Here is a 22,255-nt window from a genome sequence, read left to right on the forward strand (position 1 = left end):
ACAAGAGCATCTATCCCACAGAAGAAGAGCTCTAATGTAACACCACTTATACCGCGTTTAGGCCTAGGGCCTTCGCCGCGGAGAGGCCGAGGTAAAAGTACATGCACTTGAGCCAGGCGAGCGTCGCCCTGACGTTGGCCTTAACGGTTCCCCCAATCCTGGGGCTCCGCCTCCTCGGGGGCGGCCTGTAAAGCACCTCGCAGACCTTAGCCCCCCTGAGCCTTGAGGCCGCCAGCAGCTCGCACCCAAAGGTCTCCCCAAGCTTAATGTTATAGTCCGCCAGGAGGGACCTCCTGAAGACCCTGAAGTTTGAGAAGAGGTCCCTGACTCCCAGGAGCCTTCCAAGGGTGGCTGAGGCCATCACCTCAGCGGGCCTTGGGAGCCACGTCCTTGAGGCTACTAGCACGTCACACCCCATGCGCTCCGCGGCCTTGATAAGGCCCGGTATGAGCTCAGGCGGGTTCTCTAGGTCCGCGTCTATGGTAACCACCACGTCCCCCAGGGCCTCCTTGATGCCCTCCAGGAGGCTCGCCGTCTGGCCCACGTTACCCATAACTATGACCCTGTCAAAGTACTTTGCTGCCACCGCCGCGGTGCCGTCAGGGGAGCTGTCGTCAACCAATATGATCTCATGGTCATAGCCTCTCAGCGAGCCTCTGAGCCTCTCAGCGAGCTTTGGGACGTTCTCAGCCTCGTTGTAGGCGGCTGTGACCACGGAGATCAAGGTTCTTCCGTATTACTTTCCTCCAGTTTCAGGGAATAATAGCCGTACCCGGAGGGGAGTCTCTTTATTAGGTATTACTGTAACGTTATTACCACGAGCATAGCTGGTGAGCAGCACGCCGTCTGTTTCAGAGATACTGGGCGAGCTTGCAAGGAACCTGTTGAACCCAGGCAGCAGCTCCAGGAGTAGTGGCAGGTCATCACTTAGCCTCTCTGAGATACTTGAGGCGTCAAGCGATGAGGACAGGGGGCCAGTTGACATGTTCGAGAGGGCCTCAAGGCCTCTCCTGCCCAGGAGGGTGCCAGGCTACTCAAAGGACATAGTTCACATAGGCGTCGACACGAGCACGAGGCTCCTGGCCACGCCCTACGCCGACATAGTGCTCTCGGCCCTTTCAGTGTCAGGGCCTGGGCCCGTGGAGCTGTGCGACTATCCCTCGCTCTACGGCGGGCCCATGAGCTGCGGTGCCTCGCCCCCGCCCTTTATATATGTCGTGCCACACGGGGCCGTTGAGCTGCCTGAGCAAGAGGGGGTGGCCTCAGTCCTTGCAAGCCCCTCAGACCTCTCCCAGTCATTTATATCAAAGCTTGCGGACTACGCCAGGCTCTCGCTCGAGAAGTGGGCCATGGAGGTCCCAGTCGAGCAGATAGCCAGAACGTTCGCCGAGGCCGGCAGGAGGCCCGTGGTCATGCTTGACGGGCCCATATTCATAAGCCAGGGCAAGGGGGTCGGTAACCTCATGGTTCAAAGGTACGAGGCCGTCAAACAGCTTGAGTCAGCCGGCGTCCCCGTGATAGGGGTTGTCAAGAGGGTTGAGAGGAGCTCCATACTATCCTCCTCGCCCACCTACTCAAGGCTCCTTGAGAGCTGCGGCGTCCCCGCTTCAGGAGAGACCGACTCTATGATATTACAGAGGCTGGCGTCGCTGGGCTGCGTGGACGAGGTACCTGGCAGGGTATATGTTACCCCAAAGATAATAGTTAAGGGCGGCGACGGCATAGAGAAGATAGTGGAGTACGTAATTATGATGCCCAGCGCCTGGCAGAAGCTCGGCGTGAGGTCCAAGGTCTTTAGACTGGAGTACACCGAGGAGACGCTCAACATGCTCGAGGAGTTTAACGTGGACCCGCTTCAGGCGTTCCTTGGCGATTCCCTGGCCAGGGAGAGCCTTGAGCCAGTGAGCGTCTCCATGAGCGACAGGAGGGCCAAGGCCCTGACTTCCTCCTTAAGAGCCCTGTTGGCCAAGGAGGTCGTGGGGCTGGGCGGCAGGCTGGGCTACGAGAGCGAGGTTGAGCTGAGGGGGCTGGCCCAGGAGGGTGAGGAGTAATTGCCTGACAGCGGGGGGCTGCAGCTGGACAGGCTCAAGGCGGTCGAGAGCGAGGTAGACAAGCTAGACCAGATGCTGAGAGCCGCCTACGAAAAGGCCAACAGCGTTGGCAGGCTGGTGGGCAGGGTCTCCAGGTTCAACGAGGTTAAGGTAGGCGAGGGCTCAAGGATAGAGTTTGTCATAGACCCCTCCACGTACTACAGGGAGAGGGAGGCGCCCTTCCAGAGGGTTGGCGACTACCTGGTCATAGTAGACCCCAAGGACCTGAGGCTCGTCCTTGTGAGGGTTACAGCAATAAACAGGAGGGACGAGCTCGCCATGATGGGCCTTCAGCCCCCGGTGAGCCCGATAGTTAACAGCGTTGAGCCCAGGGGGCTCATAACTGACGCCATAATAGAGGGGGAGCTTGTTCTGGAGAAGGGCGACGGGGACCCGTCGCCAAGGCCTGCGGTCAAGAGCATAGAGCCTCAGGCCCCCGTGGTTGTTCCGTCGCCCCAGACACTCAGGGAGCTGTTGGACCTGCCCTCGGAGGGTGTGGTCCTCGGCAGCCTCGCTACCCCAGGAGGCCTCATAGAGGGCGGCAGGATACCAGTTAAACTTCCAGTTCAGACGTTCCTGCACCACATACTGATCATAGGCACTACCGGGGCCGGGAAGACCACACTGTTGAAGAACATGATAGCTGCTGCCTACAGCGACCCAAGGAGGGGGTTCACTGCAATAATAGTCGACCTCAACGACGACTTCGTGCAGCTGCCCATGAAGCCCCAGAGGCCCCCGGAGCCCCGGGAAGTCTACGAGAACGTTTACTCAAAGGTGTCGCCGCCCCCCGGAGTGATGGTGGTCCTACCGATAACGGCCCAGGTCCTCAGCGGGCTCTGGACTTCAAGGGAGGGAAGCAAGTACGTCGACGTCCTCAGGGAGCTCGGAAAAGAGTACATAAGGGACGTCATAGCTCCCCTCCTTGAGAGTGAGTCCGAGGCCAACCTGAAGTACAAGGTCTCCGACTCCACCGGCCTGACATACCTTGAGGCGCAGGGGCTCCCGTTTAAGCTGGCCCTGGTGCCATACTTCATTGACACCAGCAAGAGCACCACCGACTCGCTCGTCAGCCTCATGCCAGGCCTAAGTGAGCTGGCAAGGAGCATGCTGACTTCAATAAGGAGGAAGTTCAATGCCAAGTTCAAGTTTAACCCGCCCATGGAGATCCTGCAGGCGGCGCTGCTGATCACCCTGATGAAGCTCAGGAAGAGCATGCCAAGCGAGGATGAGGCCATGAGGATGGCCTGGGAGCTCATGAGCAACTACGTGGCCAACAGGGGAGAGCCTGAGGAGGCCGCGAGCCCTGAGGACATACCGCTCCTGAGGCTTGTGGGCTACGACGAGAGGGGGAGGGCCAACGCTGTCAAGATAGACGAGGCAGTAAACTTCACCGCCGAGGCAATACTGTCGCTCATGCCGCACAGGAGCACCGTTGAGGCCCTGTTCAGGAGGGTCTCGGCCCTGCTGGACACGGGGTTCGTGGACGTTATGATAGTCTCGGAGAAGGGCCTCGAGGTCCTGAGGGAGCCCAGCTGGGAGAGCATAGTAAGGGAGGCCAACCTGCTGCAGGTGCCCGTGGTCCTTGACCTCAGGAGGGGGCTCGAGAGCTCCCAGGGAGGTCCCGAGTCCCTCAGGGTGCTCACGTACAGGATGCTGGAGAGGATCATAGCGTGGAAGCACGAGGCCTGGAGGAGGAGGGAGAGGGACTCGCCCGAGGTAGTTATCTTCATAGATGAGGCCCACCAGTTCTTCCCAAGCGAGGGGAGGTCCAAGGAGGAGGCGGAGGAGGTGAGCGAGGTCTCAGCTATGATATCGAGGATAGCCAGGCTTGGAAGGTCAAGGGGCATAGGGCTCGTCTTCAGCACCCACAGCCCAAAGGACCTCAACAGCATAGTCATACAGCTCACCAACACTAAGATATTGCTCAGGAGCGAGGAGTCCCAGGTTGAGTCGCTGTCGCTCCCGCAGGAGGTGAAGCAGTACCTCCCGAGGCTTCAGGACAGGTACATGGCCGTCATAAGCTACGCCTTCAGGGAGGGCTACGTCTTCGCCCAGACGACCACGCCGCTGACCATGCACTACGATATCTCTGCCTAGCGGCCGTGGGCCAGCCTTTATTACCCTGGCAGGCCTTAGCCAGGCGGTGGAAGCGCTTGTCCCACGTGTTCACCAGGACGGGCGACGAGGGCACGACTTACTGCAGCCTCCTCAACGAGAGGGTCCCGAAGGATCACGTCCTCGTGGAGCTCATGGGCTCCCTGGACGAGGCCAACAGCTTCGTCGGGCTCGCCAGGTCGCTGGTCCCCAGCTACATGACTGACGTGCTGGCTGACCTGGAGTACCTGCAGAGGCTAATCTTCAGGGTAGGCTACACCGTGTCCGGGAAGGCCTCTGTAACAGAGGACGACCTGAGGAGGCTTGAGGACATGGCAGATAACTACTACGGCAGGCACCCGCTCAAGAACTTTGTGCTGCCAGCGGGCCCAAGCCCTGCGGCGGCGCTTCACGTGGCCAGGGCGGTGGTCAGGAGGGCCGAGAGGGCCATGGTAAGGGCCTCGAGGGAGTACAAGATAGACCCTCTCGCCCTGAAGATAGTTAACAGGCTGAGCAGCGCCCTGTTCGCCCTGGCAGTCTACGTAGCCACAAGCATGGGCTACCCCGAGGAGCCCGTGTGAGAGGTGTTACTTTTGAGTGAGGTCCCAGGACTTCTAAAGTCAATAGACGAGGCCCTCGTCACGGGCGACGGGCTCGGGGTTAGGTACGTCGTTGGAGGGCAGGCGAGCGAGCAGGGAAGGAGGGTCTGGGTTGAGACCCCACTGGGGCTCAAATATTACGTCGCAGTCCCACCTGACCCATCACCAGCCTTTAGACTCAGGTATGACTCGCTTTCGCTCATGTCGCCCTCTGACAGGGTTGAGTCGCTCCTTGAGGTCTCCGACTCCATAGATGATTATAAGGACGTGATTACAAAAATCATCTCCATGGAGACGGGCAAGAAGCTCTCCGAGGCCAGGGAGGAGGTCGAGGCCTCGCAGGCAATACTGTCCCAGGCCCAGGAGCTGGCCAGCGCCAGGGGCGGCTCGCTCACGGGCAGGCTTCACTTTGACATGAGCGGCGAGTGGACCTCGACCACCGTTCACTCTAGGGAGGGCGTTGGACTGGTTCTGCCCCCCTTCACGTCGCCCTTCTTCGGCGCCATGGCTGGCGCCGCCTCGCTCCTTGCAAACGGCATGCCTGCGGTAGTTAAGTCCCCCTGGGGGGCCTCCGCCTCGACGGCTGCCGCCATAGCAATACTTAGGAACACCGACCTAGGGGATTTCGTGTCCCTTATCAACATGAACGGCTACGGCAGGCTGGCGGAGCAGGACGCCGCGACAACAGTGCTCTTCGGCAGGGAGTTCACCAGGCTCTCGGTCAGCAGGATATTTAGCAACGTGGTGGCCAACTGCTCAGGGAGGGCCGCACTTCTCCTGTGCGGCGAGCCCAACGACATAGAGTCCCTGGCAAGGCAGGTAGTGGACTCCGCAGTCTCCAACGCTGGGCAGGCCTGCGGCTCCGTGAGGTGGGTGCTGGCGTCAAGGCGCCTTGGCAGGGAGCTCCTAGACTCAATGGAGGACTACATGTCACAGCTCAGCGTCGGGAGCCCGCTGGAGGGCAAGGACGTGGGGCCGCTTAGGACCAGGGGCCTGGTGGACAGGGCCGTGAAGCTCATAAACGACGCCGCCTCCAAGGGCGCGGAGCTCTCCAATGAAGTCAACGTTAATGGCAACTACGTCTCGCCGCTAGTTATAAGTGACGTGCCCAAGGGCGCGGAGCTCCTGTGGACTGACGTCCAGGCACCTATAGTGTCCGTGTCCCTTTACGACGACTGCTCAGAGGCCCTGCAGGTGGCCGCCATGATTGAGGGCGCTACAGCGGTGCTAGTTTACGGCAGCGTGAGCACGGCGCTGCAGCTCTCCAAGTCAAGGCAGGGGGTGATAATAAGGGGAAGGGACGACTCATTTGAGGCCCTAAAGGCCTTATGTCACGTCGTTGGGGACCCAGTTAAATACTTTGGCGGAGAGCCGGAGGTTCCAACGACAAGGACTTCACTGCTCCTCCTCTGAGGAGCCCTCGCCCTCTTCCTCCTCGCCCCCCTCAGACTCCTCTTCGGATTCCTCAGCCTCCTCCTCGGCCTTCTCCTTCCTCTTCCTTGACCTCTTGCCCGTCTCCTCCCCTCCTGCGGCCTCGCCAGTGTATGGCGCTAGCACGTACCTGACCGAGAAGCTGGGCGAGTCAAGCCTGAGCTCGAGCGGGTTGTCGGTCTTAAACATCACTTCCACCTGCTCGGCGACCTTAGCTAACGACAGGACCTTGTCGAGGTAGCTGTAATCATAGGTAGCCTTGGCGTTCTCCTTGACCTCAAGCGATATCAGGGAGCCGGAGCCGCTGAGGAACTTAGCCTCTGCCTGCCTGCCCCCGCTGGCCCTTACCGCAAAGTACGTGTCCGTGGCCTCAAACTCTACGGCGTTTCCGAACTCCCCGGCGTCCTCAACGGCCCTCCTGAAGGGGTCAGCCATTATCTTGACGTCGGCGTCATGTTCAAGCTTCATCTCGGGTATCTCGCTGCTCACCTCTATGTTTGGGAGCAGGTAGACCCTCCTGGCCTGGCCCTCGACCTTTATAAGCACCTGGGACTGGGAGATCCTGAACTCAACGCTGTTGCCCTTCTTGGTGTCCACTAAAGCTTTAGAGAGGGAGGCCAGGTTGGCCCCCATGGTGACGGAGTCCTGAGACAACTCATACTCAAGGAAGCTCGAGTAAGGTATGGTCACCTCTATGTAGGCAACCTTAGCTGGGTCCAGCCCAGAGACCTTAACTCCATCCTTAGTGATGGTGAACGATGCCTCCTCAATTATGTCTGAGAGGGAGTCTATTATTGACTTGAACGTCTTGGCGTCAGGGTACCTTAGCCTGGCCACCGCGTTGCCTAACTGCGACTCAAGCTCGCTCAAGCCCTGTCCCCTGTTGTAGATAGCTATTACAGCTTATAAGCGGACAGTCCCAGCGTTCTTGGGGCCCTGCTTGTCGAAGGCTGCAGCCTACGCAGAGCTGATGAGGCCACTAAATGGCGTCATGATGGGAATCATAGTGATAGTTGGGGCCTTCGTTGCTGGTCACGGCAGGCTTCCGCCCGCGGCCACGCTTGCCATGGGCTTCCTGGTGGCATACACTTTGACCTCGTCGGCCATGATACTTAACGACATAGTTGACGTTAGGATCGACATGGTAAACTCGCCCGAGAGGCCCATACCTTCAGGCAGGGTGAGCGTAGCTGAGGCCAAAGCCCTCTTTGCGCTGACGTCGGTTACAGGCCTGGCAATTTCAGCAGCTATGGGCCTCCCAGAGCTGATCATAGCCGCCGTGTCCTACGTTGACGCAGTGCTTTACGACGCTGTAACTAAGAGGACGGGCCTCCCAGGCAACTTCATGGTCGCCTTCACTGGGGTATCGCCCCTGCTCTACGGCGCCTTTATGGGGGGCGGGGTCAACACGGCTATAGTGCTTGAGACCATCATGATATTCCTCTCCATGGTCGGGAGGGAGATAGCGAAGGGGGTAGCTGACGTTGAGGGTGACAGGATTCACGGAGTTAAGACCCTAGCTGTTGTGCACGGCCCTGAAAGGGCCTCCGCGGCCTCCCTGGCCTTTTACCTGGCCGCGGTGGCACTCAGCCCGCTGCCTCCCCTTCTTGGAATAGCAAACCCGCTCTACTACGGCGTGCCAGTAGCTGTGGTGGATGCGGTGTTCATCTATGAGTCCCTGAGGCTCGTCAGGTCGCCCACTAAGGATGTCGCCACAAGGGTGAAGGACATGGAGCTCTACGTAGTCCCCCTGGCCCTGCTAGGTTTTGCGCTTGGCGCAATAGGCTGACGTTACCTGTTTAATTACTTACAAAAACTTTAAAGAGTTGGTTTACATATTATAGCCTTCCTGGACCGAGCAATGGCACACATAATACCACTGTACGCGCTCGTGCTCATAGGGGTCGCCGTTGGAGCCCTCACGGGGATAACTGGATCAAGCGGCGTCCTTATAGTGGTTCCAGCCCTCTCCTACCTGGGCCTCAGCTTCAAGGACTCCATAGGGTCGAGCCTCCTGGTTGACGTCATAACTACGACCTCGGTGATATATGTTTACTTCACTCATAGGAACGTCGACGTTAAGAAGGCCCTGATCATAGGCCTTGGGGCGGTCCTTGGAGCTCAGGTGGGCTCAGCTATAGCCTTCAGGGCCCCCGTCAGGGCCCTTGAGGTAGCGTTCTCGGCCTTCACAGCATACATGGCCTACGTCTCATTTAGGAGGTCCAAGAACCCCTCGCTGGGCGTAAGGAACCTGGGCCTTGGCAGGGCCTCCTACGCCCTGGCGCCCGCCCTGAGCTTCGTGGTCGGCCTGGTCACCGGCACCCTTGGGGCCAGCGGAGGAATAATGTTCATAGCGATAATGATGCTGCTCTTCTCTATGGAGGTCAAGAGAATGATAGGAACCGCAACCCTAGCTATGTTCATGTCCGCGGCCTCAGGGGCGGAGGCCTACATAGCTGATGGGATGTCTGACGTCATGGCGTCGATAGTAATAGGCGTTGTAGCCATGCTGTCAGGCATATACTTCGCCAGGCTGGCCAACAGGATGAGGTCGTCAACAATATACAAGTTCCTTGGAAGCGTGTTTGTGCTGACCACTATAAGTGAGCTAGTCAAAATAATTTGAGACCCTATGAGCAGTTAAGCAGCCTTGTAGTTTATAATAGCAGCCCCCGAAGCAGAGCTGAAAGGCGAGAGCCTTGGGAGACCTTGAGCTTATCGCCGAGCTGCCACCCAAGAGGTCCCTGGAGAAGATGACAAGGGCTGCGTCAAGGCTCCTGGAGCTGGCGGACTCCCTTGACTTGCCTGATGCCCCGCTCGGCGCACGGCCCCTTCATCCCCGGTCATGGCTGCAGTCATTAGGTCGGCCCTGGGCGGTAGGGCTGAAATAATTGCTCACCTAAGACTCCTTGACGTCAGTCCGCTTGGGGTTGTCAACATTGCTATGTCAATGGAGGCTGCCGGCATCTCGAGGCTCCTCCTGCTCAGAGGGGACAGGCCCACCCTCGGGGACCCCTGCAACACTGACCCCGAGGCCATGGCCGCTGTGATAAGGTCCCTCGGGATAAGGGTGAAGGTCGGTCACCTGCTGAGCCTCGCAAAGCCAATGGACCAGGTGCTCAGGAGGGTGTCCTCAGGCGCCGACTTCTACGTGATAACGAGGCCCTGGCGCTCGGGCCTTGTGAGCGAGGTCGCAAGGGAGGCCCACCTCAAGGGCTCTAAGGTCTACGTGTACCTGGTGCTCCTCACTAGCGCCAACGCCGACGTTCTAAGGTCTATACCCAGGGAGGAGCTAGTAACTATGGACGAGGTCAGGGAGGCCGTTGAGAGGCTCAGGGGGGTGGTGGACGGGGTCATAGTTTCCTCCCCCAGGGACCTCGACTCCCAGGTCAACGCCCTCAGGGAGGCCAGGGCAGCGCTTTAGAGCAACAGGAAGAGGGAGGCTGCCGAGGCCCTGGCTATAGCAGTGTATAGCATCAGTTGCCTGAGGCACTCGTAGCCCTCTATCGCCTTAAGATACTCGAACGCCCAGCCGCCCAGCTCGCCCCCTATCAGGGCCCCCACGCCCATGACGACGCTATAGGTGCCTATGGCGGCCCTCTTGTCCTCTGCTTTATCGACTAGGTATGAGAAGTAGGCCACGTTGTTTATGGAGTTGGCCAGGCCCGCGAGGAGCTGGGATAGGTATATGCCGTAGATGTTGGGCGACACCGCGTAGGCCAGCGCGAAGAACGTGTTGGTGAGCCTGCCCAGGAACATGGAGAGCTTCATCCTCCTGGCTATGAACCCCCCTATGAACCTCTGGACGACGACTGTTGAGGAGGTGGCTATGACGTTTATTATGGCCACCTGCTCAGTAGTCATCCTGAAGATGTATATCTGTGAGAGGGGGAAGAGAGGCCAGGCAAAGGACCACACTATCATGTAGATGAAGTTAAACGTCAGGAACTTCTCAAGGCCCTTGGCTGAGAGCCTTAGGGACCTTCGCCTCTGAGGCTCGTCGTAGGGCAGGTTGAACACTATGAACGTGGAGAGGGCGGTCACGACTGCAGACGCTACAAAGATGTACTTGGCTAGCTCCACGTTAGTGGCCATATAAAGGCCTCCTGCCACTATGACTGGAAGTGAGCCCAGGGCCGAGTAGAAGGCCATCCTTGACAGAAGTATGCTCCTGCTGCCCCTGCTGTAGTACTCGCTCAGGAGGGAGAGCCCCAGTGAGCTTACGCCCGAGCCCGCCATGATCACGGCCACGAGCAGGGTGTATATGACGTGGTTGTTCAGGAAGAACAGCATGAGGAAGAGGCCAAGGCTCCTCACCACGTTTCCCTCAAGCACCAGGAGCCTTGCCCTGCTACTCGTGACTGACGAGAAGTACTGCGCCATGTTAGTGAAGAACGTGCCCGCAGTTGAGACTATGCCAAGGGTGTACCCCGAGAGCCCCAGGGAGGCCCCTATGAATGAAAGGTAAGGGGAGTAGGCGCTGCTAGTCATGCCGTTTACCAGGTTGTAAAGCGATATCCTCCTCACTCCTCGTGACCTTACTTGATCGTCCGGCTGTCCACTCACTGTCGGCACCGGCCGCTGGGGACCTCTCTTGGCTGTGGCAAATAAATAACGACAAGCGCTCAGTGCTCCTATGGCCCTATTAATGCCCCACGCTGAAGGGGGAGCCGGGTGGAAGGTTGCCCAGGGTTGAAGGGGTGGTCATACCCCTCATAACGCCCTTCACGGCTGACCTTAAGGTCGACTACGACGCCTTCGAGTGGCACGTTAAGAGGCTCGTGGAGAGCGGAGTCAACGGCCTCTTCCCCAACTCCACCACTGGCGAGTTCGTCCACGTAACCTTTGACGAGGCCCTTAGGCTCGTGAAGACAGCTGTCAACGTAGCCCCGTCAGGGGTAATGGTGCTCCCAGGCGTCAGCTCCCTGAGGACCGAGGACTCAGTCAAAATGGCAAAGGAGTTCGTTAACGTAGGCGCCGACGGAGTTGTCGTCCTGCCCCCGTTCTTCTACAGGTCCTCTGATGAGATCATGTACAGGCACTTCTCAGCAGTGGCCAAGAGTGTTGACGTCCCTGTGATAATATACAATAACCCGCTGAACACGGGGGTTGTCGTGCCCATCAGCATCTACGTGAGGCTAGCTAAGGAGTTCAGCAACGTGTCGGCGGCTAAGGTCACGTTTGCAGACTTCTCATACCTGGTGGAGCTCATAAGGGAAGTCAAGGCCGTTAGGAAGGACTTCAGCGTGCTGACAGGCCTTGACTACATGCTGCTCCCTACGCTCTTCGCTGGGGGCGACGGGGTGGTTCCAGGGCTCGGCAACATTATGCCTGAGCCCTACGTGGGCCTCATAAGGGCCTTCGAGTCAAAGGACTGGGGGCTCACGGAGAAGTTCAACGCCTCGATACTTAGCCTGAGCAGGCTGTACTGGATGGGCGGACAGGGGGCCGAGTCGCCTGCAGTGATAAAGGGCGCGCTGGAGGCCATGGGGACCCCAGTGAAGAGGTTCGTCAGGGAGCCGCTCAGGCCGCTCAGCGACGACGAGATGAGGGATGCTATGAAAATAGTTGAGGAGGCCAAGAAAGAGCTAGGCTGAGCCGATTATCCTGATAGCCCCTAGCACCATGCCGACGCCGGCCACCATTGCGAGGACCCCATAGGCGAAGTAAACCAGGGGCACGTTCTGGACCCTGAGGACTCCGTTGTGATAGAACAGCACAGTCACGTTATAGAGCCTGTAGATGGCTGTCGAGTACGGGGTGCCGTTGACATAAGTGTAGGTTAAGTTGGCGAAGAGCAGGTTCCCGGTGCTCAGGTCATAGTAGGACGTTATGGACCCCCTCAGCTTGCCATTACTTATATTGGTCACGTTCAGCTGGGCCGCGGCGTAGGGAACGCCGTTAAGGTAGTAGACAAGGTGAGGCAGGTGCTCGAGCTCGGTCTCGTTCAGCACAAAGGGCTGTGCTGACTCAAGGACCTCCGTGGGCTGAAGGGCCAGGCTCTGCAGCGACGCCGTTATTACAGGCGACCCGCCTGTACGGATGACATAGACGCCCATAACTATGAATGGAGGCTGCGTCTGGTTGAACCTAACCATTATTAGGGCCCACCCGGTGCTGTTCTCCTGGTAAAGCCTTGCAGTCACGTTATAGAAGAGGGCCTCGTAGGTGGGGTTCTCTGCCAGTGACGAGCCCCTCAGCGGGTAATATATTGTGAGCTGGCTCATAGCTAGGCCCAGGTAGAGGCCCAGCGCGATGACCCCTATTACTATGAGGGCCACGCCCTCAATAATTGCCTGCCTGTCCAATCGCCACCCCCTCTATGTCCGGCATTGCAAGGTATAAAGCTGATTCAAGGCCTGACCTCGATCACCCTTGCCCCCTCGGCCGGGGTAACGACCCAGTGCTGCGGCCTGTGCGGGAACCTCTTGACGTACTCCTCCTCGGCCTCCCTGCCAAGCTGCTCCCCCTTGCCCCTGTCGACCAGTGCTATGGCTGCGCCTCCAAAGCCTGCTCCTGTCAGCCTAGCCCCGTAGGCTCCGTGGGAGGTCGCGAACTCCACGAAGAAGTCAAGTTCTGGAACGCTAACCTCATAGTTCTTAGCAATGTCCCAGTGCGCCTCCGTCAGCAGCCTGCCGGCGGTTACCACGTCGCCGTTCCTCAGGGCGTCCCTCACGGCCAGGACCCTGGCGTTCTCCCTTATGACGTACCCAAGCCTCTTCCTCTGCAGCTCATCAAGCCTCGAGAGCTGCTCCTCCCTCACGTACTTTGATGAGTTGACCCCAAGGGCCCTGAGGGCAGACTTAACGACCTTGACCCTCTCGGAGTACTCCGTGCCTGCGACAGCCCTCCTTATGCCCGTGTGGAAGACCAGGAACTCGACATCGTCAGGTATCGGGACGTACTCATAGCTGAGCGTCTCCGTGTCGGTAAACACGGCCCTGCCCTCCTTACCCATCACGGCAGCGAACTGGTCCAGGATGCCGCTTGGTATCCCGAGGAACTCATTCTCTGCGGTGACCCCTAACTTAGCAAGCTCAAGCTTCGAGAGGCCCAGCCTTGCCAGCTCATTCTGGGCTACAGCTATGGCCATCTCTAGGCTTGCAGAGGAGCTGAGGCCGGAGCTCATGGGCAGGTCGCCGCTCAGCCTGCCGCTGACATGCATGTACCTGAGCCCCCTGCTCCTTATTGCGTAGTAGACCCCCTTGACGTAGTCTATCCACTTGCCCTCCCTGACCAGCTCGTCGCCGAAGCAAAGCTCCTCCTTCATGGCCTCAGAGTATATGCACGTCCTCTCGTCCAGGGAGGGCTCGGCGGTGAAGGTGGTGCCCAGCTGGATGGCCATGGGCATAACGTAGCCTAGGGCGTAGTCTGTGTGCTCTCCAATTATGTTAACCCTGCCGGGCGACCTGACGGTTATCATGTTGAGCCTCCTGGTACCCCTGTGGGCGCCCCACCTAAATAATGCCTGGCCCCGCGCCGCACACTCCCATGAGGCCCAGCTTGGACTTCACTGACTCGCAGGCCCTCCTCAGTAGCTCGGCGTTCTCCTCTGGCACGCTGTCATAGGTGAAGTCCCAGGTGGACATCTCTATGCCGGCCGCGTACTTCAGCTTGTCCCTGTCCCTGAGCAGCGGGTATATCTCCAGGTGCATGTGAAGGAAGGGCCACCTTCCCTTAAGCGGCGCCTGGAAAAGGTTGAAGGTGTAAGGCATCTGCCTTGAGAACAGGGCGTTGAGAGTTCCCAGCGAGGCCCTCAGGGCGTCAGCCATATACTTCAGCTCCTCGTCGCTGAGCTCCGTTATGTACTGGACGTGCCTGAGGGGGTAGACGTGCAGCTCAAAGGGCCACGAGGCGTAGTAGGGCAGGAAAGCAACGAAGCGGCCGTTGGAGTAGACTACTCTCTCCTTGTCCTCAAGCTCCTTCCTCACTATGTCACAGAAGGCGCACCTGCCGAACCTCCTGTAGTACTTCCTTGCGTTATCAGCTATTAGCCTTGGCCTGAGCGGGAAGAACGGCATGGCGTAGTACTGCCCGTGGGGGTGTGTGAGAGACACCCCAACCTCCTCGCCCTTGTTCCTGAATATTGCCAGGTAGATTATCCTCCTGTCGGACATTTCCTTGGCCGTTACCTCCTGCCACAGCTTCAGGACCTTGACCACGTGGTCAAGGCTGAGCTCGTCCAGGTCCTTAACGTTGTGCTCTGGGGTCTCAACTATCACGCCGCAGTCGCCGTAGGCCTGGGCCCTCCTGAGGACGTCACCGCCCATCACGGGCTCCGCGTCCTTTGAGAGCACGGCGAACCTGTTGGGAAGTACTAGTGCATCCCAGCCGTAGCCAGTCTCCTCAGCCCCCGGGCAGAACGGGCAATACCCCTGGGGCCTCCACCTCCTGTGGGCCCTCTCGCTTGACACCATTATCCACTGGCCGGTGAGCGGGTTGTACCTGAGCTCCCTCAAGTTGCCCGCCGGGTGCAGCGGGCCTCCCTAGAAATAAAGGCGGACTTGCCTTACCTCGTCCTGAGTGCCCTCACCTTATACCGTCTAGTTCCTAGCTCCTCTACGGTGGCCACCCCAAAGCCGCTCCTATTTATGAGCTCTGCAGCGATAAAGGCGCACTCCTTTATGTCAACTTCGGCCTCGACCCACTCGCCCACGCTGAGCTTCCCAAACTCACGGTAAAGCAGTACGGCAGGCTCTGGGCAGTCGAGGCCCCTGAGGTCAAGGACCTTTGACGCCCTATCGGTTATGGCGGGTCACCTCACATGGTGGTGAAGTGGGCGTAGTTGCAGCCCGTCAGGTCCTCTACCTCTATGTTGTCTATGTCAAAGTGGCTCTCCCTCAGCTGTTGGAGCAGTTCCTCTATGGACCTCTCCTGGCCCTGGGCCACTATCTCAACGCTGCCGTCCGGCATGTTCTTAGCGTAGCCCGTGAGGCCCAGCATTGTGGCGTGCCTCCTCACGTAGGCCCTGAAGCCGACGCCCTGGACCACGCCGGTCACCCTGATCCTCTTGCAGGCCTCAGGCACCTCCCGCACCCAGCTCAGAAAGTACGGCCTCATCGTATATATAATGTGAAATGTCCTTAGGCGGTATCACCTTCGGCGCGCCCTTGGCAATGACTTCACCTATTATTGACGGCAAGTAGCCCCTAGACCTCAGGTCCCTCACTATGTCGTCGGCCACCTGCTCGGGGGCTATTATTATGAAGCCCCCGTTGGTCCCGGCGGTGGCGTTGGGCATAATGAAGTGCTCCGTGGCGAACCTGGCTATCTCTGGGAACAGCAGGGGGAACTGGTCTATCCTTATAGTTGTCCTTGAGAGCTCGGCCAGCTCCTTGATAACATAAATCCCTGGCCCCGTCACGTCAGTAGTTGCTGCTATGTGCTCGTCCGGGCTGTACTCCTCACCAAAGGCGGGCAGGTATTTCTCGATGACCTCAGCCGCAGCCACGTTAGGTGACGATATTATGTTGACGGCCTGTTCCTTAAGCCTCTCCAGCTCGTCAAAGCTCATCCCCTCGGCCTCAAGCTCGTCAACGACGCTCTCATCTATCGCTGCTGTGAGGTACGTAGTTATCGGCGCCAGCTCCCCCAAGGGCCTTGTGGCTATGACCTTCATGCCTGGCCTAACCCTGTCGTAGAACTGTGGCGGCTGCCTGCCGCTGTAGCCTATTACCGTGGCGCCCATGAGTAGCCTTCCCCTGCCAGGGCCTGGGACGTCGAGCACCTCTGCCCCTACGGTCTTAGAGAACTCGCGGGCGTTCTCAACGAGCTTCTCCCTGAGGTCCTGAGTGGGGGCATTTATCACGGGCGCTATCATGAGGCCCCTGTGAACCCCTATGACGAACAGGTCGTTGAGGGCGTTCGATATTGCCCCTGAGACCTGCCTTATGTCAAGCGGGTCTTGGGTTGGGTCTATTATGTGCATGGTGTCGTTGTTTATAGCTATGAACTCGTCGCCCTCCCCCGACGAGACGAGGTCAGCAAGTATGAACTCGTCCTCCCTGAATGGGGTCACTATTGAGTGGCCCTTGCCTATCCTTATGCGGGGCGCGCACTTGGCGAGAGACCTGTAGGCTGGCTCCACGCTGGCTGCGAACTTCTCCGGGGACTCTGCGTTAAGCTGGTAAGCCTGTATCAGTACCGCGGCCCTGGCCTGCCTTGAGAGCCTCCTGCTTGGCTCGAACTCGGTCCCCAGGGGCGCCACGAACCTGGCTACCTCTATGTCATTGTGGTTTCCTACAAAGACGTCCGCGTCCTCCCTCTCGGCAATCTCTATAGACTCTCCAAGCTTGGGCCTCAGGGACTTCATGGCGGGGTACACAACCCTGAGCAGGTCCACCTTGACAGAGCAGCCCGCGGCCAAAGACATGGGGTCCGCCCCCAGGGACCTGTAGTGGGCCGCCATCAACCTCACATTGCGAAGCCTCTCCTTGACCTCCTCACTTACCATGGCTGCTCGCGATAATATTCTCTAATAGAGAATTTAAGCCTTTTTTATAAAGAGAATTGCATGGCCCGTTAAAAGTCCTTAAACTGTAGCAGAGCTGGGCTGGTGCAGGCTTGAGGCTTAGGCCCCTCGAGGAGCTGACTGCCAAGGATGTAAGCCTTGAGGAGCTGCTGAACTCCATGAGGTCCATGCTGAGGTCCAACTCCGTGGCCTCCTCGCTCGCCGTGAAAGGAAACGCGGTAGTCGACGGCGCGGCCGACTACTGGGCCCTGAGGTGGCTCAGGTGCAGGCTGGCCCCCGTCAGCGATGGCCTGAGGGAGGGTGGGCCCATACCACTTGAGGCCCTGGGTTTCTACGACAACGCCTTGTCTAACGAGTACAGGGCCTACAGGGACGTCATGGAGCTCCTTAACAGCGACAGGCCGACGCCCATGGTTATGCTGAGGGGTGACTGGGGCCAGGGAGTGAGGGTGTGGGCCAAGCTTGAGTGGTACAACCCGCTCAGCCTCAGCATAAAGGACAGGACGGCCCTCGGGATACTGATGGACGCCCTCACGAGGAACCCTGGCGCCAGTAAAATTTTTGAGGTGTCCTCCTCTAACACGGGCATAGCCCTCGCGGCGCTTTCAGCCGCCCTGGGCCTGAGGGCAAGGATCTACGTGCCGATCACCGCTGAAGATTTCGGCCCCTCAATGCTGAGGGTCCTAGGGGCCGAGGTCGTGGTGAGGGGCTCGTCTACTGTTGAGGCCCTCCCCTCTGCCATCGCTGAGGCCAGGGCCGAGGGCGCTATAATGCCTAACCAGTTTGAAAATATAGCCAACCCGTTAACGCACGTAGGGACCACTGCCAAGGAGATAGAGCTCCAGGCCAACTTCCTGGGCCTCAAGCTCAAGGGCATATTTGTGACCCTCGGCACCCGCGGCCACTCAGCTGGTATAGCGTTTTACTTCAAGAACAGGAGGCCCGACGTCAAGATCTTCGGCGTGCAGCCCGCCGAGGGAAGCGTTATACCCGGCATCAGGAGGCAGGATCCCTCGAAGTGGTGGCCCATGGCCGAGAGGCCCGACGAGGTTATTGACGTCACCGACTCGGAGGCCATAGACTCAGCAATAGCGGTTGCCAGGACCAACGGCCTCCTCTTTGGGATGAGCGGAGGCGCGGCCGTGGCAGCGCTGCGTAAGAAAGGCAAGCTAGAGGAGGGAGACTACATAGTAGTGATCCCCGATCATGGCATTAAGTACTTGGACCGCTACCTCTCAAGGCTAGGGAGCGGGGAGGTTGTGGGAGGAGGCCATTAAGGTAGTTGATGATGCTGTTGAAACCCTAAGGAAGCTGCCCCTTATAGTCCACCTCGATGGGGCTAAGAGCTTGGCAGTGCTCGGCGACGTCCATGGATACGATGAGGTTGTCGACAGGTTCGAGCAGCTGGTGGATGAGTTCTCGGTAGACAAAGCTATAATGTTAGGGGACTACGTCGACAGGGGGCCGAACAGCTCCCAGACCATAGTTAAGGTCCTCAGCCTCGCCAGCTCTGAGCCCAACAGGTTCATACCCCTGAGGGGCGACCACGAGGACCCCAGGATGAACGAGGGCTACGGGTTCTACGAGGAGGTTCTATACATGCAGGCCACGGAGCTCTTCTCACACGTGGTAAGGGCATACCAGGACCTGCCCGCCGCGGCCGTGGGCCTCGGGGCCTTCCTGGTCCACGGAGGCATACCATGCTCTGACTGCGCCAGGCCTGACGTGCCGACGTCGCTCAGTGACGTTGAGCTACACTACTCGGGCGTCAAGGGCACCAGGCGGTACCTGGAGCTGGCCGATGACGTGCTCTTTCAGATGCTCTGGAACGACCCAAACGGAGACGTGGAGTACTTTGAGCCCAACCCGAGGGGGCCTGGAATCTACTACTATGGGAGGCTGGCGTGGTCCTCGTTCCTTAGGAAGAACGGCCTGGACCTAATAATTAGGGGTCACGAGGTTGTTGATGGCGCCTTCGTGATAAGGCACGACGGCAGGCCCATGGGGTCGCTTAAGTGCAACGAGTGGCGCGCTAGGCGTGAGGTCAGCGGCGGGGTGATAACCGTGTTCTCAAGCAGGTACCACGGAGGCAGGGCCGGGGCCCTGATACTTGATAATGACGGCCTTGTACTTAAGTGTCTGTAATGCTCGGCCTGAGCGTCCTGCCCCTCCACGAGATGGGCTTAAACCTCGCCGTGATAAACCCATAGGCGACTAGGGCCCCGGCTAGCGGCGACATGAGGAACCAGGGCCCCCTTATGCCTTCCAGTTCCTGGCCCATGGCAGTGAACGCCGCCTGCGCCACATAACTTACGGCCGGCCCAAGGGCGAGCAGCGTATAGCCTAGAGCTGCCAGCGGGATCGCCGCAAGGGGCCAAACCATTAAGGTCGTGACGCCCGCCGAGAAGGCCAGGTAAGACTGCAGGCTCATCGTGTTGGCCACCGCGTAGGAGACCCTCCTTATTAGGTTCACGAAGTCCCTCGCCGTGCCCCAGGACTCGACCATTAGGTTCCCCCTGGCGTCGTAGGGCCTCAGCCTGAAGCCCCTCTCCTTGAGCTTCACTGCCAGGGTCCTGTCCTCAACTACGCTGTCCCTGACCTGGGCCATGCCTCCTGACTCCCAGAATGAGTACGGGTCTATTGACCAGCAGCAGCCAAACATCATCGAGTGCCTGTCTCCTGGGCTGAGCGCCCTGTCAAACCCAAAGAAACCGTGGACTATTGACGTGAGCAGCGGCTGGGTGAACCTGCACAGTGACGTCCTACAGACGAACCTAGGCTCAAAGGCTATCAGTTCCCCGGGCCTCGTAGTGGACGCCGTCGCTATAACTGCGCCGAGGCTTCCCCTGACGTCAGCGTCAAGGAACAGAATTGAGGAACCTACGTTGACCTTGCTGGCGCCTAGCTCAAGCGCGTGGGGCTTAGGGAGCCAGCCTGGCGGGGGGTCCTCTGCACTGATAACCTTAAGCTCCACCCCCTTGAGCTCCTCCTTCGCCTTTCTGACGGTGCCGTCGGAGCTGTTATCGTCAACTAGGATCACGTCCCTGAGGGGCTGCCACGAGAGGGACCTCATGAGCTCCCCTATCCTGCGCTCCTCGTTCCTGGCTGCTACAACTACCTCCACTGGCCTCTTAACTTCGCCATCCTCGAGCTTCCTTAGGAGGGAGACGCTCCTCCGGAACCTGATGATGCCATAAGCGTAGATCCCCGTTGCTGCAGCTGATAGGAGCCAGACCAGCAAGTAGAGGAGGTACCTCAGCAGGGTCATCATGACTCAGCCAGCCTTAGGAGCACTTCCCTCAGCTCCTGCGGGCTCGCCACGTAATACTTAGCCTTGCTGGGGCCGTAGCCTACCTTAACCGTTACGGCTCCCTGCGGAAGTGACGCAAATAGGTCCTCATCATCACCGGAGTCCCCGGCCGCAAATATGAAGTCGTAACTTCCCCTGGAGAGCCAGTTCAGGGCAGCCCTCGCCTTGGTGAGCTCGGCCAGCCTAACCTCTACGCTCATGGGTCCCCTGACCACCGCCAGGTTAGGGTGAACCGCTATGAACCTTGAGAGCAGGTCCATCAGCTCGTTTGACCTGGCCTCGCCGAGCTCGCTGGGCACGTTGCGGTAGTGCCAAACTATCGAGAAGTCCTTCTCCTCGACGTAGGAGCCAGGGGTCCTCTTGGTGAACGACGTAAGTATCTTCATCACTTCCTGCTTCCAGCTTAGGTCGCTCGCCGCCACCCCCTGGGACCACTTCCCATCGACGTACAGCCAGCCGCCGTTCTCCGCAGCTATGTCAATGCCCTTGACGTCCCCCAGCATGGACTCTATCGAGGTCCTTGACCTGGTGGTCACTATAACTACCTTAGTGTTAGGCTTTGACGCCATCCTGGACAGCAGCCCCTTGAGCTCATCGTCAGGCCTGGCCATCCACGAGAACTGCGTGAGGGGCACAAGCGTCCCGTCATAGTCGAGGAAGAGTATCCTGTTCCTTGAAGCTATGAAGGAGCTCACGACCATAGTTAGCTGCATGCCTGAGAGCCTCCTGGTCCTGGCCTCCTCTATCTCTGTCACCTGGGTCTTCTTGAATGACAGGAGCGTCGAGATAAAGTCATATGACCAGGCGTTGACATCATAGCTAGAGACCCTGCTCTCTAGGGAGGCCATCCTGTTCTCGCGTTCATAGTCACTCATGTCAAGGGCTCTCTTCAGCGCGTCGGCAACGCCGTCGTAGTCATTGGGGTTTACCACTATGGCCTCCACCAGGTCGCTCGACGCGCCCGCTCCCTCGCTGATTATAAGGACGCCGTTGTGACCAACGTTGGCAGCTATGTACTCCTTCGCCACTAAATTCATGCCATCCCTGAGGGGAGTTATGAGGGCCACATCAGCAAGCCTGTACAAGGCAAACAGCTCGTCCTCGGGTATGAACCTCCTTATGTAAATGACTGGGGTCCACTCCAGCGTTGAGAACTGGCCGTTTATCTCGCTCACAAGCTCGTTTATCTCCCTCTTAAGCCTGGCGTACTCCTCAACCCTCTCCCGCGAGGGGGATACAACAAATACATAGGATACCTTGCCGCGGTACTCGGGGTACTTCTCGAGGAACCTCTTGAAGGCCCTGAGCCTCTCGGGCAGGCCCTTAGTGTAGTCGAGCCTGTCTATTGAGAATACTACCTTGACGTTGCCCAGCTTCTTCCTCAGCTCGTTGTACTTAGCTGTTACGGCCTCCCCCATGGCAGCAGACCTGATGCCCCCAAAGTCTATTCCCATCGGGAAGACGTCTACCTTAACGCTCCTCTCGCCGTACTTCAGCTCTCCAAGGTAGTGCTCTATGCCGAGGAGCCTCCTGACGCTCTCAAGGAAGTAGTTCATGTAGTCATAGGTGTGGAAGCCTATGAGGTCAGCCCCGAGGAGCCCCCTTATTAGGTCCTCCCTCCATGGCAGCTGCCTGAAGACCTCAAATGAGGGGAACGGGATGTGGAGGAAGAACCCTATGGGAACGTCATCCCCTAGTTTCTCCCTCAGCAGTGAGGGCAATAACATCAGGTGGTAGTCATGAACCCATATTACGTCGCCCCTCCTGTAGACCTGAAGCACGACGTCAGCGAACTTCCTGTTGACCTCCACATACCACCTCCAGTAGTCCTCATTGTAGACTGCCCTCTCAACGAAGTAGTGGAAGAGGGGCCATATGGTGCTGTTGCAGAACCCCTCATAGTACCCCTCTATCTCCTTAGAGCTAAGCCAGACCGGGACCACGCCCCTGAGCCTGAGGGCCTTGCCTATCGAGTCCCTGAGGTCTCCCGCGGCCTCCTCGCTGATCCCTGGCCAGCCGACCCACGTGGCTATGCCGCTCTCCAGGAGCGGCCTCATGCCGGTGGCGAGGCCTCCTGTGCTGGGCGCTAGGCTTACCTGGCCCTTCTGGTCTACCTTAACCGTGAACGGAAGCCTGTTGGACACCAGCAGCAGCCTTGACGTGCCCAGCAGGTAAGATATGTTGCTTGACACTATGAACCCTCCTTAGCTCTCAAGGAGGCTAAGAGGCATATATTTTTCAAGTGAGCTCTAGGTAT

General features: G+C 58.7%; 21 protein-coding genes. 10 read left to right on the forward strand and 11 right to left on the reverse strand.

The window, feature by feature from the left end:
* Positions 1-46 precede the first annotated feature (46 nt).
* On the reverse strand, positions 47-715 hold the full coding sequence (locus ACZ5GQ_RS07360; protein ID WP_498857395.1) for a glycosyltransferase: 669 nt from the start codon (positions 713-715) through the stop codon (positions 47-49).
* Positions 716-830: 115 nt separating this feature from the next.
* On the opposite strand from ACZ5GQ_RS07360, the gene ACZ5GQ_RS07365 reads away from it, so the two are divergent.
* The 4 genes from ACZ5GQ_RS07365 (at position 831) to ACZ5GQ_RS07380 (ending at position 6,199) form a co-directional block, all read left to right on the forward strand.
* Positions 831-2,051, forward strand: coding sequence for a DNA double-strand break repair nuclease NurA (locus tag ACZ5GQ_RS07365; RefSeq protein ID WP_498856498.1), 1,221 nt, complete (start codon positions 831-833; stop codon positions 2,049-2,051).
* Positions 2,052-4,190 (forward strand): ATP-binding protein, encoded by a 2,139-nt coding sequence (locus ACZ5GQ_RS07370; protein ID WP_498856499.1) that lies wholly within the window; start codon positions 2,052-2,054, stop codon positions 4,188-4,190.
* 65 nt (positions 4,191-4,255) lie between these two features.
* The gene (locus ACZ5GQ_RS07375; RefSeq protein ID WP_498857396.1) at positions 4,256-4,768 is read left to right on the forward strand and encodes a cob(I)yrinic acid a,c-diamide adenosyltransferase; all 513 of its coding nucleotides are present in this window, start codon (positions 4,256-4,258) and stop codon (positions 4,766-4,768) included.
* 12 nt (positions 4,769-4,780) lie between these two features.
* The gene (locus tag ACZ5GQ_RS07380) at positions 4,781-6,199 is read left to right on the forward strand and encodes an aldehyde dehydrogenase family protein (RefSeq protein WP_498856500.1); all 1,419 of its coding nucleotides are present in this window, start codon (positions 4,781-4,783) and stop codon (positions 6,197-6,199) included.
* Here the strand turns inward: ACZ5GQ_RS07380 and ACZ5GQ_RS07385 are convergent.
* Positions 6,182-7,087, reverse strand: coding sequence for a hypothetical protein (locus ACZ5GQ_RS07385; protein WP_498856501.1), 906 nt, complete (start codon positions 7,085-7,087; stop codon positions 6,182-6,184). The genes ACZ5GQ_RS07380 and ACZ5GQ_RS07385 overlap by 18 nt on opposite strands.
* A gap of 70 nt (positions 7,088-7,157) precedes the next feature.
* On the opposite strand from ACZ5GQ_RS07385, the gene ACZ5GQ_RS07390 reads away from it, so the two are divergent.
* The 3 genes from ACZ5GQ_RS07390 to ACZ5GQ_RS07400 all read left to right on the forward strand — a co-directional run bounded on the left by ACZ5GQ_RS07390 (position 7,158) and on the right by ACZ5GQ_RS07400 (position 9,641).
* Positions 7,158-8,006, forward strand: a complete 849-nt coding sequence (locus ACZ5GQ_RS07390; RefSeq protein WP_498856502.1) for a geranylgeranylglycerol-phosphate geranylgeranyltransferase — start codon at positions 7,158-7,160, stop codon at positions 8,004-8,006.
* An 81-nt stretch (positions 8,007-8,087) separates the two neighbouring features.
* Complete coding sequence (locus ACZ5GQ_RS07395) at positions 8,088-8,843, forward strand: sulfite exporter TauE/SafE family protein (RefSeq protein ID WP_498857397.1); 756 nt, start codon at positions 8,088-8,090, stop codon at positions 8,841-8,843.
* Positions 8,844-9,062: 219 nt separating this feature from the next.
* Positions 9,063-9,641: a methylenetetrahydrofolate reductase gene (locus ACZ5GQ_RS07400; protein ID WP_498856503.1), complete on the forward strand. Its 579-nt coding sequence runs from the start codon at positions 9,063-9,065 to the stop codon at positions 9,639-9,641.
* Here the strand turns inward: ACZ5GQ_RS07400 and ACZ5GQ_RS07405 are convergent.
* Complete coding sequence (locus tag ACZ5GQ_RS07405; protein ID WP_498856504.1) at positions 9,638-10,783, reverse strand: MFS transporter; 1,146 nt, start codon at positions 10,781-10,783, stop codon at positions 9,638-9,640. The two genes, ACZ5GQ_RS07400 and ACZ5GQ_RS07405, sit on opposite strands and share 4 nt — an antisense overlap.
* Positions 10,784-10,899: 116 nt before the next feature.
* Between ACZ5GQ_RS07405 and ACZ5GQ_RS07410 the strand changes: the two genes are divergently transcribed.
* Positions 10,900-11,814 carry a dihydrodipicolinate synthase family protein gene (locus ACZ5GQ_RS07410; protein ID WP_498856505.1) on the forward strand — a complete coding sequence of 305 codons (915 nt, stop codon included), beginning with the start codon at positions 10,900-10,902 and terminating at the stop codon, positions 11,812-11,814.
* On the opposite strand, the gene ACZ5GQ_RS07415 is transcribed toward ACZ5GQ_RS07410, so the two are convergent.
* The 6 genes from ACZ5GQ_RS07415 to ACZ5GQ_RS07440 form a co-directional block, all read right to left on the reverse strand.
* Positions 11,806-12,525: a hypothetical protein gene (locus ACZ5GQ_RS07415; protein ID WP_498856506.1), complete on the reverse strand. Its 720-nt coding sequence runs from the start codon at positions 12,523-12,525 to the stop codon at positions 11,806-11,808. The two genes, ACZ5GQ_RS07410 and ACZ5GQ_RS07415, sit on opposite strands and share 9 nt — an antisense overlap.
* A 44-nt stretch (positions 12,526-12,569) precedes the next feature.
* Positions 12,570-13,640 carry a galactokinase gene (locus ACZ5GQ_RS07420; protein WP_498856507.1) on the reverse strand — a complete coding sequence of 357 codons (1,071 nt, stop codon included), beginning with the start codon at positions 13,638-13,640 and terminating at the stop codon, positions 12,570-12,572.
* A gap of 34 nt (positions 13,641-13,674) precedes the next feature.
* On the reverse strand, positions 13,675-14,676 hold the full coding sequence (gene galT, locus ACZ5GQ_RS07425; protein WP_498856508.1) for an HIT family protein: 1,002 nt from the start codon (positions 14,674-14,676) through the stop codon (positions 13,675-13,677).
* Positions 14,677-14,726: 50 nt separating this feature from the next.
* Entirely contained in the window at positions 14,727-14,873 is a 147-nt protein-coding gene (locus tag ACZ5GQ_RS07430) for a hypothetical protein (protein ID WP_498856509.1), read from the reverse strand.
* 104 nt (positions 14,874-14,977) lie between these two features.
* Positions 14,978-15,244, reverse strand: a complete 267-nt coding sequence (locus tag ACZ5GQ_RS07435; RefSeq protein ID WP_498856510.1) for an acylphosphatase — start codon at positions 15,242-15,244, stop codon at positions 14,978-14,980.
* Complete coding sequence (locus tag ACZ5GQ_RS07440; RefSeq protein WP_498856511.1) at positions 15,237-16,670, reverse strand: SelD-related putative sulfur metabolism protein; 1,434 nt, start codon at positions 16,668-16,670, stop codon at positions 15,237-15,239. Before ACZ5GQ_RS07440 ends, ACZ5GQ_RS07435 begins: the two co-directional genes overlap by 8 nt.
* Positions 16,671-16,780: 110 nt before the next feature.
* Between ACZ5GQ_RS07440 and ACZ5GQ_RS07445 the strand changes: the two genes are divergently transcribed.
* Together ACZ5GQ_RS07445 and ACZ5GQ_RS07450 are read left to right on the forward strand one after the other, a co-directional pair.
* Positions 16,781-17,965 carry a PALP domain-containing protein gene (locus tag ACZ5GQ_RS07445; RefSeq protein WP_498856512.1) on the forward strand — a complete coding sequence of 395 codons (1,185 nt, stop codon included), beginning with the start codon at positions 16,781-16,783 and terminating at the stop codon, positions 17,963-17,965.
* A complete protein-coding gene (locus ACZ5GQ_RS07450) occupies positions 17,946-18,833 on the forward strand; it encodes a metallophosphoesterase family protein (RefSeq protein ID WP_498856513.1) in 888 nt (295 codons plus the stop codon). The genes ACZ5GQ_RS07445 and ACZ5GQ_RS07450 overlap by 20 nt, the downstream gene beginning before the upstream one ends.
* Here the strand turns inward: ACZ5GQ_RS07450 and ACZ5GQ_RS07455 are convergent.
* Together ACZ5GQ_RS07455 and ACZ5GQ_RS07460 are read right to left on the reverse strand one after the other, a co-directional pair.
* Positions 18,820-19,959 (reverse strand): glycosyltransferase family 2 protein, encoded by a 1,140-nt coding sequence (locus ACZ5GQ_RS07455; RefSeq protein WP_498856514.1) that lies wholly within the window; start codon positions 19,957-19,959, stop codon positions 18,820-18,822. The genes ACZ5GQ_RS07450 and ACZ5GQ_RS07455 overlap by 14 nt on opposite strands.
* Positions 19,956-22,190 carry a bifunctional alpha,alpha-trehalose-phosphate synthase (UDP-forming)/trehalose-phosphatase gene (locus tag ACZ5GQ_RS07460; protein WP_498856515.1) on the reverse strand — a complete coding sequence of 745 codons (2,235 nt, stop codon included), beginning with the start codon at positions 22,188-22,190 and terminating at the stop codon, positions 19,956-19,958. Before ACZ5GQ_RS07460 ends, ACZ5GQ_RS07455 begins: the two co-directional genes overlap by 4 nt.
* Positions 22,191-22,255 lie beyond the last annotated feature (65 nt).

This window comes from Caldococcus noboribetus, assembly GCF_055389385.1.